Source organism: Bradyrhizobium murdochi, from assembly GCF_000472965.1.
GTDB lineage: Bacteria > Pseudomonadota > Alphaproteobacteria > Rhizobiales > Xanthobacteraceae > Bradyrhizobium > Bradyrhizobium murdochi.
The window spans coordinates 103,509-118,895 of sequence record NZ_AXAU01000015.1 but is presented as its reverse complement, the minus strand read 5'-3'; the positions used below and the strand labels follow the sequence as shown (position 1 = coordinate 118,895).

The window sequence follows — 15,387 nt, the reverse complement described above, 5'->3', positions numbered from 1 at the left end:
GATCGCATTCGCGGTCGAGACGCACCCAGATGGCCGAGACGTGGAGATCTCCAGAGAGCCAAGAGTGGCGGCCTGGATTGCCGTGACGGGTTTGTAGCCGCGAGAGAGGCTCGCGGTGCCCGTCGCGGAGAACCGCGATGTCCAGGCACAACCAAGTTTCGCAGAGCAGCCCCAGCCGGACCAATCTTTATGACGAGATCACGAATAGACTCATTGCCGAGCTAGAGGCGGGGTGTGTGCCCTGGGTGCAACCGTGGGGAACGGCCGCGGCGAAGGCGCCGCTTGCCATGCCTCACAATGGAGCAACACATCGGCGATATAGCGGCATTAACATCCTGATCCTCTGGGGCGCTGTGGTCGAGCGGGGCTTCTCCGGCCAGAGCTGGCTCACCTTCCGGCAGGCATTGTCGCTGGGTGGCCACGTCCGCAAAGGAGAGCGAGGAACGACCGTCGTCTATGCTGACCGCTTCGTGCCCGAAGAGGAGAGGAAGCGGGCGATTGAGGCGGCCGACGACGCCCAAGCGATTCCCTTTCTGAAACGTTTTACGGTCTTCAATACCGACCAATGTGACGGGCTGCCAGCCGAGGTGTCGACTATGGCGCCTCTCCCGTTACCTCACATGATCGAGCCGCAAGTCGAAGCGCTGATTAGGGCCAGCGGCATCGATCTTCGAATCGGCGGTAACCGAGCCTTCTATTGTCCTTCTGAGGACTACGTTCAGGTGCCATTTCCGGCTGCCTACTTTGAGCCGATCAATTGGCACCGCACGGCTCTGCACGAGTTGGCTCATGCCACCGGCCATTCCTCACGGCTCAACCGGGATCTAACCGGAAATTACGGCACCAAGAAATACGCCTTCGAGGAAATCGTCGCGGAGATATCCGCTGCATTCTGCTGTGCTTCGCTCGGCATCGTGCCGACCGTGCGGCATGCGGACTACATCGGTTCGTGGCTTGAGGTGCTCCGCGAAGACAATCGCGCAATCGTCCGCGCAGCTTCGCAGGCCAGCAAAGTCGCGGATTATCTGCTCGCGTTCTTGCCTGATCTCGCCTTGAGCCCGGCGGAAGAGCCTGCCCACTGCGAGGCCGCCTGATGCCGTTCGATGCTTCCGAACTGGCACACCGCCTCGCGCGCGAGACCGAGGCGGTGTGCCACCACTATCTCTCCAATGGTCGGCGCGTGGGGCGCTACTGGCTGGTCGGCGACGTCCGCAACACGCCAGGTCGCTCGATGTTCGTGCGGTTACAGAAATCACAGAAGGGACCTGCGGGCAAATGGACCGACGCCGCCACGGGCGAACATGGTGATCTCCTCGACATCATCCGCGAAACCTGCGGCTTCATAGAATTCCGCGATGTCGTGGACGAAGCAACGCGCTTCCTTAAGCTGCCTCGGCCGCACCCGGATCTCCGAACGAAGCCCGTCCGCGCTACAGTAAAGGCAGGATCACCGGAAGCGTCGCGGCGGCTGTTCGCGATATCTCGGCCGATCGAGGGGACCCTCGTGGAGGCATATTTGCGCGGACGCGCCATTTTCGGGCTGCACTACGGAGCGAGCCTGCGCTTCCACCCACGCTGCTACTATCGGCCGGATGAGGACGCGCGGACCGAGATTTGGCCTGCAATGATTGCCCGCGTCACCGATCTCGGCGGCCGGATAACAGGCGCGCACCGGACCTGGCTTAATCCTGAGGGTTTTGACCCGATCCGGCTCGGCAAGGCGCCGATCGACACACCACGAAGGGCAATGGGCGATCTGCTCGGCAACGCAGTTCGTTTCGGTACGGCGGATGATGTGCTTGTCGCGGGCGAAGGGATCGAAACCATCCTGTCGCTGCGCTACGCACTGCCTACCTTGCCAATGGCCGCCGCACTATCGGCCAATCACCTAGCTGCCATGCTGCTACCGCCGACGCTGCGTCGCCTCTACATCGTCCGGGATGCGGATGCGGCGGGAGACGCGGCGACGGCGGCCCTCAGGCAGCGCTCGGAGGCTGCTGGTATCGTGGCGACCGCTTTGTCTCCTCGGTTGGGAGATTTTAATGACGATCTCCGCACATTCGGCATTCACGATCTTCGAGCGGCCATGCGCATTCAACTCGCGCCGCAGGACGTTACCCGCTTCTTGGTTATGGCGGAGAAGGGATAAGAGCCGGCGTAACCAGCGACATCGTCACGGGAGGTCGATGGGAGGCCCATAGTGCCGAGGAGAGGCCGCGCCCTGGCCTTCTAGAGGGCGATCGGACAGCATTCGGACCGGACCGGCAATGGCTGCGCCCGGCTATTTTCCGCCGGCGGTGTTCACCCCGCGAAGAAAGCTTTGCGGGGGCCCGGCCACGCGCCTTTGCATCGCGAAACAAAATAGCCGGACTTCGCCATCCTCCGCTGTCGCTGCGGCCCTTCGCTTCGCTTCGGGTTCTGGTCCGTTCCGCCCGCTGTCAGGTGATCGCCACGAAGGCCGCGATGGGCGCGGCCGATCCGGGCAAAGGACCTCGACCATGACATCCGATCGCAACGACCTAGATTTCGAAGCAACGCACGGCTCATCCCCGATTGATCACGTCATTAGCGAACTTCAGCTCTTTGGCTACCGTCCTTTGAACGACGAGCCAGACCCGAGGCCGCTTCCCGAAGGCAAGATGATCGCGGGTGCGGTCGCCGATATCTTCGACGCCCTCGTCGCAACCCTAAGCGACACTCGCCTCGAGCCGGATATCGATGACCTGCTCTGGTCGACGGTCAACCTGTTCCACCGTGCAACAGAGCGCATCGAGCGCGAGCTCGACGCCAACGAGCAAGCGCAGCGGAAGAGCCAGCGTGAGCAGGACGGCTCGGAAATCAGATCGGTCGAACTCGAGCGGCTCACGGCCGAAGGCATCACGCTGGTCGAACGTCGCAACTGCATGGAGCTCTTCCGCGATCAATCCATCGAGCGCTTCCAGGTCCATACCGGCTCGCACTGGCGTCCTCGCTCTGGATCGCTGGTCAATCATCGCAAGCTTACTGCGGCGATGATCGACTCCAGGGATTTCATCGCCGCCAAACACCGGGCGGAGACCGAACTGTTGCTGCCGGCCGGCCCTAAAATTGCCCTAACCGGTGGCCTCGACTTCAATGACCATCATCTGGTCTGGGATCGACTTGACAAGGTCCACGCTAAGCATCCTGACATGGTGCTGCTGCATGGCGGCTCGCCGAAAGGCGCCGAACTGATAGCCGCCAAATGGGCGACCAATCGCAAGGTGCCCCAGATTGCTTTCAAGCCCGACTGGACCAAGCACGCAAAGGCCGCACCGTTCAAGCGCAATGACGCGATGCTTGAGATCTTGCCGATCGGCGTCATGGTCTTCCCCGGCACTGGCATCCAGAGCAATCTCGCCGACAAGGCGAAACGACTCGGTATCCCGGTCTGGAAGTTTGGGGATGGCGGCGCGTGAGCGCCGTCCATGCCGATTTCGAAATCTCCCTGCATAGGGCAGGCGTCGTAACCGACGCAATTGCGCCCCCGAGCACATTCGCGACCTCGAATGTGGTTAGACAGTGAGCCGCACTTCTAACTAGTTCCGGCTTGAGTAACCTCGCGTCCAGGTGATCGTGGAAGGCGCGAATTGCTCTCGGACTTCCTCAATACTTCGCATCGGTCTATTCTGCTCACATCTTTGCTCTCGCTGTAGACTCCCTTTCATTCCTGGTTAGTTTCACTGCCGGCGTGATGGTATTTCATAGTGCGGGCGCCATCGGCGCGTTGCTCGTCGGCATTGCTCCCGCCGCGATGATGCTCCTCATCGGTCAGATCACCTTTGCCACCGCGCGGTCATTTGTCTTGCGCGCAACCATCGCGGCAGTCTTTGCCATTTCGGCCGCCGTTGCCGTTATTATGTGATTCTCGGATATCGTATGTTGGGGTGCCATCCCCGCTCTGGCACACGAGATCTTTGGCTGCATCGGTTCGATCTTCATCGGTGACACGGGGCGGGCGCGCATGACTGTCTTGGCCGAGCTTGCCCCGCTTCAGTCAGTCAGGGTAGGGCGAACCGAACGTCAACCAGTTCTCGCGGCCAAGACGGCTATAGCCCTTCGGCTCGGCGCCCAGGGTTCTCCTCAACATTAGGCGCGTCGAGATCGCCAATGATCGGCATCGCAGGGAGAGGCGGTCTCCTCAGAGCACTACACAGCCATTATGCCAATCATCGGCAACTCTGTTAGTGTCGGGGCGGGCGTTCTCTAACGGCTGTTTCGGGGCGGCCGACGCCCGACTTTTCCCGCACGTTGTTTCCTTTCTTCGCCTGAACCTCTCGACCTCTTGTACAGGACGGCCGACGTCCGCCGCCTCGTCTCCTTAAGGCTGTTCAGCGCACGGACGCACCTTGCCTCTTGATGGCTTGATCTGGCCGAAGACCGGCTCCGCCTCGATCGTCTGAGCCGCAACGCCGCCGTTAAGACTTTCTTCCCCTGGGCTGACGCCCATTCCTCGCGAGCCAAGAAAGTCTTCCGGCTAGCGTCCTCCGCTACGCTCCGGCCCGCGAGCGGGTGCGTCGCCGATCGTCATTCGGCCTCTCGATCACCATCGAGGCCGCGGTGGTCGCGGGCTCGAAAACTCAAGGAGAAGTGACATGGCTAACATCGGTTCCTTTAAGAAGGTCGGCAACGATTTTCAGGGCGAGATCGTCACGCTGAGCGTGCAAGCGAAGGGCGTCCGCATCGTCGCCGAGCCCAATCGCACCAACGAGAACGCGCCCAGCCATCGCGTCTATGTCGGCCGGGCCGAGATCGGGGCAGCCTGGTCGAAGCGGTCAGAGGAGGGCCGCGACTACCTTTCGCTCAAGCTCGATGATCCTTCGTTCAACGCGCCGATCTACGCGAACCTGTTCGAGGATGAAGACGAAGGTCATACTCTGCTCTGGTCGCGGCCGCGGAAGAACGGCGACTGAGGTTCTCGCCACCGAGCCCCGCCCGACCCACTCGGGCGGGGCCTTTTAGCCGTGCGACGCAAGCCGTTAATCTTTTGTTTACCTGAACTTAGGCCAACCGATTCGGCGCGGGGCCTCAATTCGTGCCCGCGAGTTTGCCTCAGCCGAGTCGGTGAAGAGTCAACCTTACGGGCAACAAATATACTGCATCGCGATCGACGCGACTCACCCTATTTCTCGGCCACTACAAACGTGTTCACCGCTTCACGGAGCTGACGATGGCGAGTCCGTTCATGGTGTTTCCCGATCCACCAGCGGTGACGCTTAAGCGCACTTGCCTGGCGCAAATGATCATCAGCCTTGCCGCGCTGATGTCGACTGGCGTCCTGCTATCGGAGGTCGTGACGGTGATGAATGGGTTTCATTAAAGGCCTCGCCAACTCAGGGCAGAGCTGCCGGAAACGACTGTAAGAATTTGAGGGCCGGACTGCATGGTGCCTAGCGCCATGCGGTCCAGCCCAACCATTGATCGGTCCATTCAGACCAAAGTGAGTTCGACGAGTGCAAACGTTGCCGCAGCAGGCATCTTGCTCGGAACGAGCAGAAGGTCGTCGAAGACTTACTTCTTCATCTTCTTCTTTTTGGCCTTTTTCACAGTGGTCTTCTTCGCCTTCTTCGCTTTCTTGGCCATGTGCCCCTCCGTTAAATATCAAATGAGCTCGCTTACTGCGCAGACCGGAATCGGGCTGCACACGAGAAAGCGTACCACGGAATTTGCAAGATTGACATTGAGACGTCTTGTTCGTGACGCTACCGCGTTCGAGTGTCTGCCGCGGGGTCACCACGGGGGCGAGAGAAGGGTTCTCGCAACCACGGCCGATTCGCATTACGTGATCCGGTGTTGGGCGATCCACAAAGACACTAGCAGAAACTTGCGCGGGCATGATCTCGACTCTGGCGGACTGATGCAATCGGCGCCCGAAAGTACCCGCTGGGCCGTTCTGTTGCCCCATTTGGCCGAAACGATCAGCGCTCCGATGTGCTTTCTAGCTTGGGGCAGGCCCTGAACCATCCCGTCATGTCTTCGCACCGCCGTGCGCGCGATGGCGTCGCTCGCCTTGATCCGGCGGGCTATGACGCATGCGACTGGGCGTGGGAGTTCTTGCGCCGGAACAAAGACTATATCGCCGAGTGGCGAGGCTCCGTTCCTCGACGTCTGCCGTACATCAGACTTAGCGATGGGACGTGGCTGTTGCGGCTGCAGCGACGCTTTCCGCGCGCCGAACGATGGGGACTTTATGCCTTTGCCGACCCTGCGCTATGCGCCCGGCAGGCACCGGTGTTCTGGCACGTCGGTGCCCTGAAGCGGGTGATCCGCCTCAACGCCCAAAGGCAGAATGGCAACGAAAACACGCCGCCGTCCACGCTTGCGGACTTCAAGTTCAATCGAACGGCGGTCATCGGTGTCGACAAAGTCCCGTTGGTGTTGGTGAAGGGAGCGGGCGTACATGTCCCCCTCGAAATCCGCGGTCTTCCTGCCCTAACTGCGCCATTTGCGCCGGTCTTCGAGCTCCATGGCCTCGGCGACCTCTCCGCGCAAATCGAGCTTCTGAAGCGCTTGAAGCGTTTCACCGAGCCTGGCCAGAGGACAATACAAACGCCGCCATTCGCAAGCGACGAACGTATGCATCACGCCCTGATCGCGCTCGATGAAAGCCTGGAGGGCAAGACCTACCGCCAGATCGCAATCACGATCTTCGGGGAGAAAAAAGTTGCGGAGGAATGGTACGGGCATAGTCAATTCTTGAAAGATCGCACGCGACGGCTTGTTGCCAAGGGAACCGAATTGATGAAGGGCGGCTATCGCGATCTCCTGAGCTAGCCGCTTCTTGTCGCGGCTGCTTGACGAGACTTGCTTTCGCAGGATGGCGAAACAGACCCTGCCGCATTCGCCACTCCCAATCAGGTTGCTAATGTGACGACGCTTCTTCTCACGCCTCGTGCTTGACGAGGTAGGTGAGAAGGAGCCTCGGAAATGACTAACAGTGACGACAAACGGTCCGATAAGCCGTTTCTCAATACAGTAGAGGCTGCCGCCTGGTTGCGCCTCACCAAGAATACCCTTGAAAAAATGCGGGTGAACGGCAGAGGGCCCGCCTACCGCAAGCACGGACGCTATGTCCGCTACCACATCGAAGACCTCATCGAATATTCGCAAGCCAATAAGCGGAGGTCAACCTCCGATGCTGATTGATCGCGCAAGCCGCTGGCGCCAACTGGCCGTGCTCTCGGCCATGTGCGCCAGCATCATCGCAGTGCTGATTTCCTTCGCGAGCGGTATGCCGCTTTTGATCTACAATGCCTCGGGCAGCGCGCCACTCGGCTTCTACTATCTGGAGCAACGTCTGCCCGCGCACGGTGAACTGGCGCTGTTCAGACCGCCGCCGGCTATTGAGCTCCTTATCATCGCGCATGGCGTTTTGCCGGGCCCGGTGCCCCTTTTGAAGCAGGTGGCTGCGGCGGGCGGCGATGAAGTGTGCCGCGCCAAAGCACCGGTCGAATCGGTTTTGGTCAATGGAAGGGTCATTGTAGAGGTGCTTCAGAACGATCGACGGGGACGGCCCCTGCCAACCTGGGAGGGCTGCTTGCGGCTTAGTGAAGGAGAATTTTTCTTGCTGCAGCCGCACCCTCATTCGTTCGACTCGCGATACTTCGGCCCGGTGCTGCGCTGCGACATCCTAGGCGTGGCGCATCCGCTCTTGACCTGGAATCCAGATATTTGAATTTCCATGACAGCGATGTGCGTGTCAGAAAAGGGCGCGCACCTTTCCCTGGTATGCCGCTGAGCCTTCGTTCGGGCAGATCGCGAATCTGCGGTGAAGCAAGCTCTTCCATTGAGATCAACGGGTGAACCAGCGAAGCGGGAGGGCAAGATAAAAGCACTGGAGCTTGAGGAGGCCTAAGCCGTTGTCTGCACATCCCAGTTTTGTCGACACCGAGTTGAGCGTTGTCGCCAAGTTCTGCTCAAGTCGATCGCGTTGCTTGCTGATTTCGTCTGCGTCTTGGCAGTCGCTTGCCGGCTTCACATATCCGGGGTCTTAACGAGAGCCAGCATCATGCACGGCGTCGACGACGAATTCGAAGTAAAGCTCGGCCGGATCGGCAACCGCAAAGCCAGGCGGGCAACCAGCTATCTTCGGCGTGTCCGCCAGGCGGCCGAGAAGGCCGGCGCCAGATCGCAATGTAAGTCGAACTTCTCGGGCGGCCGGATCAGCCGCGGATACGCCCAAGGTGCGATGCTGGCCGGACGGGCGAGGGCGAAGGGCCAGCGACGCGTCGTGATCAAGGCGCGCATTGTGCGCATCAAGACAGGCGATCCTGGGGCCATCCGGGCGCACTTGCGGTACGTTCAGCGCGACGGCGTTACGCGGGACGGTGATCCAGGCGAGCTCTATGACGCGACCAACGACCGCGCCGACGGCAAGGCCTTCACGGAACGAAGTGCCGGGGATCGCCACCAATTCCGGTTCATCGTGGCGCCTGAAGACAGCGCGGAACTCCCCGACCTGGAGCCATTCATCCGCGACCTGATGCGGCAGATGGAGAGTGACCTCGGCACCAGGCTTGACTGGGTCGCGGCGGATCATTTCAACACGGGCCATCCGCACAGCCACATCGTCCTGCGCGGAAAGGACGACGAGGGACAGGACCTCGTGATCGCCCGCGATTATATCGCTCACGGCTTGCGGGCGCGGGCCGCCGATCTCCTCACGCGGGAGCTCGGTCCAGAGACCGAAATCGAGGCCGTGCGCAAGCTCCAGCAGGAGGTTACAGCCGAGCGGCTCACGCGTCTCGACCAGGCCATCCTGCGCGATGCGCCGGATGGCGCTCTCGAACTCAACGCGATGCCGGCGCGGGATCCGGTTTGGCAGGCCGCGCGAATGGGCCGCCTGCAAACGCTCGAGCGGATGGGGTTGGCGGAAGAGACTGGCCCCGGCCATTGGCGGATCGACACCGGCCTCGAGGCAAAGCTCAGGCGCATGGGCGAGCGTGGCGACATCATCAAGACCATTCATCGCGAACTTGCTGCCGCTGGAATGGCGCGAGCTGTAGGCACCTACACCACCTTCGACCCGGGCGAGGGCGGCCAGCGCCTGGTCGGACGCATCGTCGGCGACGGGTTTTCGGATGAGCTCAGAGAGCGCCGTTATGTCGTGCTCGATGGGATCGATGGGCGGACGCATTACGTGGAGATCGGCAGCCTCTCCGCTCGGGATGAGCCTCCGATCCGGAATACCATCGTGGAGCTCTCCTCTCGACGCGCAGAGGCGCGCGAAATCGATCGAACCATCGTGACGATCGCGGCCGCCCATGATGGGCGTTACAGCGAACGCATTCACCGCGAGTTCGATCGTCAGGCCTCGGGCCAGTTTGTCGCGTCGCATGTGCGTCGTCTGGAAGCGATGCGACAGGACGGAATAGTGAGCCGGCTTGGCGATGGCAGCTTTGTGGTGGGCGAGGACCATCTCGATAGGGTGGTTCAATATGAGAGCCGCCAGCGCTCTCGTATTCCCGTGCGGATTGCAGTGCTGTCATGGCAGCGGCTTGAGGATTTGCCACAGGCGGTGGGTGCAACCTGGCTCGACCGTCAACTCGTCGCCAGGACGCGCGAGGTGCTTGGGCACAGCGGGATGGGTAGCGAAGTCGAGGCGGCAATGCGGACGAGGCGGCAATGGCTGATCGAACAAGGACTCGCGCGCGAGCAGGATGGCCAAGTGCGCTACGCTCGGGATCTGTTGCGGACACTCGAGGCCCGTGAGCTCCGCCAGACGGCTGCGGAGATTGCTGCGCGAACGGGGCTTGAACATCGCGACGTCAAGGCCGGCGACAATCTCACCGGCGTTTATCGGCGCATGCTGACGCTTAACAGCGGTCGCTTTGCGTTGATCGAGCGATCCCACGATTTTGCGCTTGTGCCCTGGCGGCCGGTGCTGGAGAGGGCGCGTGGGCAAACGGTCACCGGCAGCGTCGGCGGCGAGGGCATCTCGTGGTCGATCGGGATCAAGCGCGGTATCGGACGGTGAAGCGAGCCCCGGCTACTTACGCTTGGGTGTCCGTGGCGCGGAGGATGTTTTGCTGCCGAGGGAGCCAGTTTGCGGGAAACGCTCTACGTCCGACGTTTTGATCAGGACAGCGCCTGGCTCTTCGACCGGAGAGGCGACATACTTGGCGCGAGCGATCTCCTCGATCCTCGACCTGTTCTTGAGGAAGGCTTGCAGGCGACCTTCCTGTCCAAGGCCATCGGCGCCGAAATGGTCGTCCAGCGCTTCGCGGCTGATCGCGCAACTGACCGGCTGATCGAGGGCCTGGCCCGTGAAGGTCACGACATCGCGGCCGAAATCATAGCGGGCGGGGGGATTCTCAAAGGAGAGATCGATCCCGGGAATAGCCGAGCGGCGGAGGCCGATAGTCTTGAGCACGGTGTCCCGAACCGGGGCGGCAAGCAGGCCAAGACCTTCGATAAGCAACTGGCGCCATTTCGGGCCGCGGCCATAGGCCTCCTCCCATGCGAGCTTCACCTCGTAGGGTCGCTTGTCCGCCAAGGCCGCGAGCAGCGCTTCCGCCTGCTGGAGATCCTTGTCGCGTTTCGCAAACCCTTCCGGACGCCGGCGGGAAACGATCAGCTTGTGGACTGCGTAGCGGGCCGGGGCTGGCACGTGCACGTGGATCCCCGCGCCGTGCAGGATGACCGCAGGCTCGGGGTCGCGGATCAGGAAATCGAGGAAACGGAGCGGCTGGGCGTCCGTGTGAAGGGCCGGCAGCTTCTGGGGCTTGGCGGTCTCCTTGCCTTCGTGAGGAGTGAGAAAGTCGACGCGCAAGCCGCCCCTGGCGGCATAACTGGTCACGCGTCGGCCATCGGCCGTATGAGGAACGGGACGAAAGGTCTTGTCGACCTCCTTCAACACCTCCAGCACGGGCGGCGTGGAGTCTTCGACCGCCACCGAGACATTCTTGAACTGGGCGATGTCGACGTCGCCGGTCTGGAGGGAGCCGACGGACAGGCGAACGCCGAGCATTGCGGCATAGGTTTGATAGGCGACGGTTCCAACGAGCACGCCGCGGAGGCGGAAGACGCCGGCCTTGGCGAGCGCTGCGATGATTTCGCCGATCTCGGGAATGGGGCGGGGAAAGCCGAACGACCTGACCAACGTGGAGACGAGAGCGCGGCGCTCGCGCTCGTCCTCGCGAATGTCCTTGTGACGGGCGATGCGCTCCAGGAGTTCTGGCGTTTCCGGGCCGACATAGCGTTGGGACCGCTCGGCGCCGGTGCCGGCCTGAAAGTACCAGTATTTCCGGCCCTTGATGGTCTTGGCCGTGAACGCACCGTCCTCCGCGAAGGCGTCCTGGAAGGCGGCGTTGGCGCTGCGCTCCAAAAGCTCGGCGTAAGTCGTCTGCCCAACCAGGGTGGGGGCCGGCATGGTCCGCTCCGGATTTATACTCATTTTGCAGATTGAGTATAATGCTAATGGAACCCGGCTGTCCAGCGTTCTTATACTCAGTTCGCAAGTTGAGTATAGCCAAAAATAACCATGATTTTGGACCGAATCGAGACCCAATCGGCTGCTGCGGTGTGGCTCTGGGCCTTGGTGACGGAGCGTCCGGGCCCTCGGTGGATCGCCGTCCGCTCGAAGCATCGTCCAACTCGAGCCGGCTCTTCACCTTCTGTTGAAGCGCCGGATCATCCACGACCAGATTGGACGCAAGTCCTTCTGACCGCAGTACGCATGATCGACCTTGCTCTGTCTTCCCGCGAGCAATTTTTATTTTCATTGAACGCAAAGCGCTTTCGCCCCTTTCATCGCGCCGCTCACGTTGCGTGGGTCGATGGGGCAGCGAATGTTTCCAGCAAAAATCTATGTCGGGCAGATCACGATCGTGTTCGCCATCGTCATCGGCTCGGCCTGGGGAGCGACGCAATGGACCGCGGCGGCTCTAGGCTTTCAGGAGCGGCTGGGCGCGCCCTGGTTCGTCGTTGCCAGCTATCCGGTCTATCTGCCTTGGCGATTATTTGAATGGTGGTTCGCCTACGAAGCCTACGCCCCGGAAATCTTTGAAGAGGGAGGCTGCATTGCCGCGGCCGGCGGGATCGCAGGCGCACTGTTTGCGATAGTCAACTCGGTGTGGCGTGCGCGGCAAAATCAGCTCGTGACGACCTACGGCTCGGCACGCTGGGCGATGGCCAAGGAGATCAGGGAAACCGGCCTCTTTGCTGCCAAGGGCGTGTTTCTGGGGCGCTTTGAAAGCAACTATCTGCGTCATGACGGACCGGAGCATGTCATGTGCTTTGCGCCGACGCGCTCAGGAAAGGGCGTAGGGCTTGTGCTGCCGACGCTGTTGTCATGGACTTCATCGGCGGTGGTCCACGACATCAAGGGTGAGAACTGGGAGCTAACGTCCGGTTGGCGCTCAAGCTTCTCGCACTGCCTGTTGTTCAATCCGACGGACGCGAGAAGCGCCCGCTACAATCCGCTGCTCGAGGTCCGCAAAGGCGCGGCCGAAGTGCGCGACGTCCAGAACATCGCCGACATCCTCGTCGACCCGGAAGGCGCGCTGGAACGCCGCACCCATTGGGAGAAGACCAGTCATTCTCTGCTTGTCGGTGTCATCCTTCATGTTCTCTACGCGGAAGAGCAGAAGACGTTGACACGTGTGACCGAGATCCTGGCCGATCCCGCGCAGTCATTCGAGAAGACGTTGCGGATTATGATGGCCACAAACCATCTCGGCACCGAAGCTGAGCCAAAGGTCCATCCGGTGGTCGCCTCGACCGCTCGCGAACTCCTCAACAAGTCTGAGAATGAGCGCTCCGGCGTCCTGTCGACCGCCGTCAGCTTTCTCGGGCTCTACCGCGATCCAATCGTGAGCCGGAACACCGAAGGCTGCGATTGGCGCATTGCCGACCTGGTCAGTGCCGACAAGCCGGTCACTCTCTATCTTGTCGTGCCGCCATCTGACATCAGCCGCACCAAGCCACTCATCCGGTTGATCCTCAACCAGATCGGCCGCCGCCTGACCGAATCCTTGAACACGAAGGTGGGTGAGGCCAGGCATCGTCAATTGCTCTTGATGCTGGATGAATTTCCAGCGCTTGGCCGGCTCGACTTCTTCGAGAGCGCGCTTGCCTTCATGGCCGGCTTTGGCATCCGCGCCTATCTGATCGCCCAATCGCTGAACCAGATCGCCAAGGCCTATGGCGAGAACAACGCGATCCTGGACAATTGCCACGTCCGCATCGCGTTTGCCGCAAATGACGAGCGTACGGCAAAGCGTATTTCGGACGCGCTCGGCACAGCAACGGAACTCAGGGCACAGCGCAACTATGCGGGCCACCGGCTCGCGCCCTGGCTCGGCCATGTCATGGTCAGCCGTCAGGAAACCGCACGGCCGCTGCTCACGCCGGGCGAAGTGATGCAGATGCCACCCGACCAGGCCATCGTGCTGGTTTCAGGGCTTGCCCCGATTCGGGCGCGTAAGCTCAAGCACTATGAAGACGCAAACTTCGTTGGACGTCTGCGGTCACCGCCTCAGCTCGCCACGGCCGAGTATCGCGACCGGCCAACGGCACGTCCAAATGACTGGGCCTGTCAGGTTCGAGGCGTCGATCTTCGGCTAGCGACCCTGCCGTACCGCGATCTCATGCAACTAGGCGCCGAGGAGGGCGGGCTCAAGCAGCAACTGCCGCTGTTTGAGGAAACGGCCCCCCGCATGGAGGCGGCACGCTTCGCCGAGGAGCGGCTGCTCGATGATGACGCGGACGTAGCTGCGGATCGCAACCAGATGCAGCGCGCGATCAACGGCTCAAGCACCATTCGCAGCGCTCATGCCGTTACCCGCGATGACGACGATCTCCTTCCTGCGTTCTGACGAGTATTCCCATGAAACCCAAACTGTCAGCCTATGTATCCGACAGCGTGGCACAGCGGCTCGAGCTGGCAGCCAAGCGACCCGGAACCAACAAATCGGCGATCGTCGAAGCCGCGGTCGATCGCTTCCTCAATCCGGAGCGCGACACCAGCGGCGATGCAGCGCTGATACGCAGGCTCGACCGCATGAGCCGGCAGCTCGATCGGGCCGACCGTGATCTCTCGATCATGGCGGAAACCATCGCTCTGTTTGTTCGCTATTACCTGACGATTACGCCGCCGTTGCCGTCCGGCGATCAGGATGCGGCGCGGGCGCTGGGACGCGAACGGTTCGAAATGTTCGTAGTCCAAGTCGGCAAGCGCGTTGCGTCGGGTGGCCGACTGGTCGCTGACGTCATGGAGCAGGTCTCGACGTCAAATCCGGACCTCTTCATGCGACATCTGGAGGAAGGAGCGCCTCTCGGCGCCAACAAGGATAGCTCCTCAACCGAATCCCGCTCGCAGCACGCGACGGGTGAGCAGCCGGGGCCATCTCCGGCACGGCGGGAGGAGGTCGGCTATGTCTGATCTTCTCTCGCCCGAGACCCGCGAGCGACGCCGCGGCATGTTGCGGACCGCGATGGGACAAGCGATCGCGCTGGCCCTGGAAGAGCCCGACGTCGTTGAAGTGCTGGTCAATCCCGACGGCAGGCTTTGGCTCGACCGACACGGGTCAGGGCGTGCGGATACCGGCGTGGTCCTGACTGCGCAGGAGGCAGAGCGGATTATCCGCCTGGTTGCAAGCCATGTCCGGGCAGAAGCAAGCGGGTCATTCCCCATCATCTCGGCCGAGCTTCCCGAAACTGGTGAACGGTTTGAAGGCGTTCTGCCGCCGGTATCGCTTGCGCCGTGCTTTGCCATCCGCAAACCCGCAACGACCACCTTCCGTCTCTCGGATTACGTCAAGGCGCAGATTGCGTCACCTGTGATGGCCAAGGTGCTCGCCGCTGCGGTCACAGAAGGCAAGAGCGTTCTTGTCGCCGGCGGCACGGGTTCTGGCAAGACGACGCTTGCCAACGCGCTTCTGGCCGAGATCGCCCGCCTCGATGAGCGCATCGTCATCATCGAGGACACGCGCGAGCTTCGCTGTGAGGCCAAGGATGCCGTGACGCTTCGAACCAAGCCGGGCGTCGCAAGCCTTGCCGATCTCGTACGCTCCACGCTCCGCTTGCGTCCTGACCGCATCATTGTCGGCGAGGTAAGAGGGGCCGAAGCCCTCGACATGTTGAAGGCATGGAATACGGGTCACCCGGGCGGCATCGCGACGGTTCACGCCAATTCTGCGCGCGCGGCACTCTACCGGATCGAGCAACTGATCCAGGAGGTTGTTGCCACTGTGCCGCGCCGGCTCATTGCCGAGGCGATCGATCTCGTCGTCTTCATCAAGGGGCGTGGGCCGGCGCGCCGGATCGAAGCTCTCGCCGAGCTCAAGGGCCTCGATCCCTCGGGCGACTACGTCCTAGAGACGCCGCCAGGCCTTCCCAACAGCTCCCATCGTCCCTGATTCCTCACGG

General features: G+C 61.7%; 14 protein-coding genes. 13 read left to right on the top strand and 1 reads right to left on the bottom strand.

The genetic code is table 11. The features are described 5' to 3' along the window. Window positions 1–137 precede the first annotated feature (137 nt). The 10 genes from YUO_RS0125650 (at window position 138) to rlxS (ending at window position 9,994) form a co-directional block, all read left to right on the top strand. Window positions 138–1,094 (top strand): ArdC family protein, encoded by a 957-nt coding sequence (locus YUO_RS0125650; protein ID WP_028349844.1) that lies wholly within the window; start codon window positions 138–140, stop codon window positions 1,092–1,094. After that, complete coding sequence (locus tag YUO_RS0125645; protein ID WP_028349843.1) at window positions 1,094–2,149, top strand: DUF7146 domain-containing protein; 1,056 nt, start codon at window positions 1,094–1,096, stop codon at window positions 2,147–2,149. The genes YUO_RS0125650 and YUO_RS0125645 overlap by 1 nt, the downstream gene beginning before the upstream one ends. A gap of 349 nt (window positions 2,150–2,498) precedes the next feature. Next, on the top strand, window positions 2,499–3,437 hold the full coding sequence (locus tag YUO_RS0125640) for an SLOG family protein (RefSeq protein WP_028349842.1): 939 nt from the start codon (window positions 2,499–2,501) through the stop codon (window positions 3,435–3,437). A gap of 308 nt (window positions 3,438–3,745) precedes the next feature. Next, window positions 3,746–3,883 (top strand): hypothetical protein, encoded by a 138-nt coding sequence (locus tag YUO_RS46495; RefSeq protein ID WP_156908771.1) that lies wholly within the window; start codon window positions 3,746–3,748, stop codon window positions 3,881–3,883. 730 nt (window positions 3,884–4,613) lie between these two features. Continuing rightward, window positions 4,614–4,931 (top strand): DUF736 domain-containing protein, encoded by a 318-nt coding sequence (locus tag YUO_RS0125630; RefSeq protein WP_028349841.1) that lies wholly within the window; start codon window positions 4,614–4,616, stop codon window positions 4,929–4,931. A gap of 257 nt (window positions 4,932–5,188) precedes the next feature. Continuing rightward, window positions 5,189–5,338, top strand: coding sequence for a hypothetical protein (locus YUO_RS46490; protein WP_156908770.1), 150 nt, complete (start codon window positions 5,189–5,191; stop codon window positions 5,336–5,338). An 824-nt stretch (window positions 5,339–6,162) separates the two neighbouring features. After that, window positions 6,163–6,792, top strand: a complete 630-nt coding sequence (locus YUO_RS43950) for a DNA -binding domain-containing protein (protein ID WP_198028089.1) — start codon at window positions 6,163–6,165, stop codon at window positions 6,790–6,792. Between the two features lie 153 nt (window positions 6,793–6,945). Next, complete coding sequence (locus YUO_RS0125610) at window positions 6,946–7,164, top strand: helix-turn-helix domain-containing protein (RefSeq protein WP_028349838.1); 219 nt, start codon at window positions 6,946–6,948, stop codon at window positions 7,162–7,164. After that, a complete protein-coding gene (locus YUO_RS0125605; protein ID WP_028349837.1) occupies window positions 7,154–7,693 on the top strand; it encodes a S26 family signal peptidase in 540 nt (179 codons plus the stop codon). Before YUO_RS0125610 ends, YUO_RS0125605 begins: the two co-directional genes overlap by 11 nt. Window positions 7,694–8,026: 333 nt before the next feature. Continuing rightward, entirely contained in the window at window positions 8,027–9,994 is a 1,968-nt protein-coding gene (rlxS, locus tag YUO_RS0125600; RefSeq protein ID WP_028349836.1) for a relaxase/mobilization nuclease RlxS, read from the top strand. 12 nt (window positions 9,995–10,006) lie between these two features. Here the strand turns inward: rlxS and YUO_RS46485 are convergent, their stop codons facing one another. After that, a complete protein-coding gene (locus tag YUO_RS46485) occupies window positions 10,007–11,389 on the bottom strand; it encodes a GSU2403 family nucleotidyltransferase fold protein (RefSeq protein ID WP_051379652.1) in 1,383 nt (460 codons plus the stop codon). A 418-nt stretch (window positions 11,390–11,807) separates the two neighbouring features. Here YUO_RS46485 and YUO_RS0125590 point away from each other — a divergent pair, with 418 nt between their 5' ends. Genes YUO_RS0125590 through trbB form a run of 3 tightly spaced genes read left to right on the top strand, consistent with a single transcriptional unit; the run spans window position 11,808 to window position 15,377 of the window. Further along, window positions 11,808–13,835 carry a conjugal transfer protein TraG gene (locus YUO_RS0125590; protein WP_028349835.1) on the top strand — a complete coding sequence of 676 codons (2,028 nt, stop codon included), beginning with the start codon at window positions 11,808–11,810 and terminating at the stop codon, window positions 13,833–13,835. An 11-nt stretch (window positions 13,836–13,846) separates the two neighbouring features. Next, on the top strand, window positions 13,847–14,401 hold the full coding sequence (locus YUO_RS41700; protein WP_051379651.1) for a hypothetical protein: 555 nt from the start codon (window positions 13,847–13,849) through the stop codon (window positions 14,399–14,401). Next, complete coding sequence (gene trbB / locus YUO_RS0125580; RefSeq protein WP_028349834.1) at window positions 14,394–15,377, top strand: P-type conjugative transfer ATPase TrbB; 984 nt, start codon at window positions 14,394–14,396, stop codon at window positions 15,375–15,377. The genes YUO_RS41700 and trbB overlap by 8 nt, the downstream gene beginning before the upstream one ends. The last annotated feature ends 10 nt before the right edge of the window (window positions 15,378–15,387 follow it).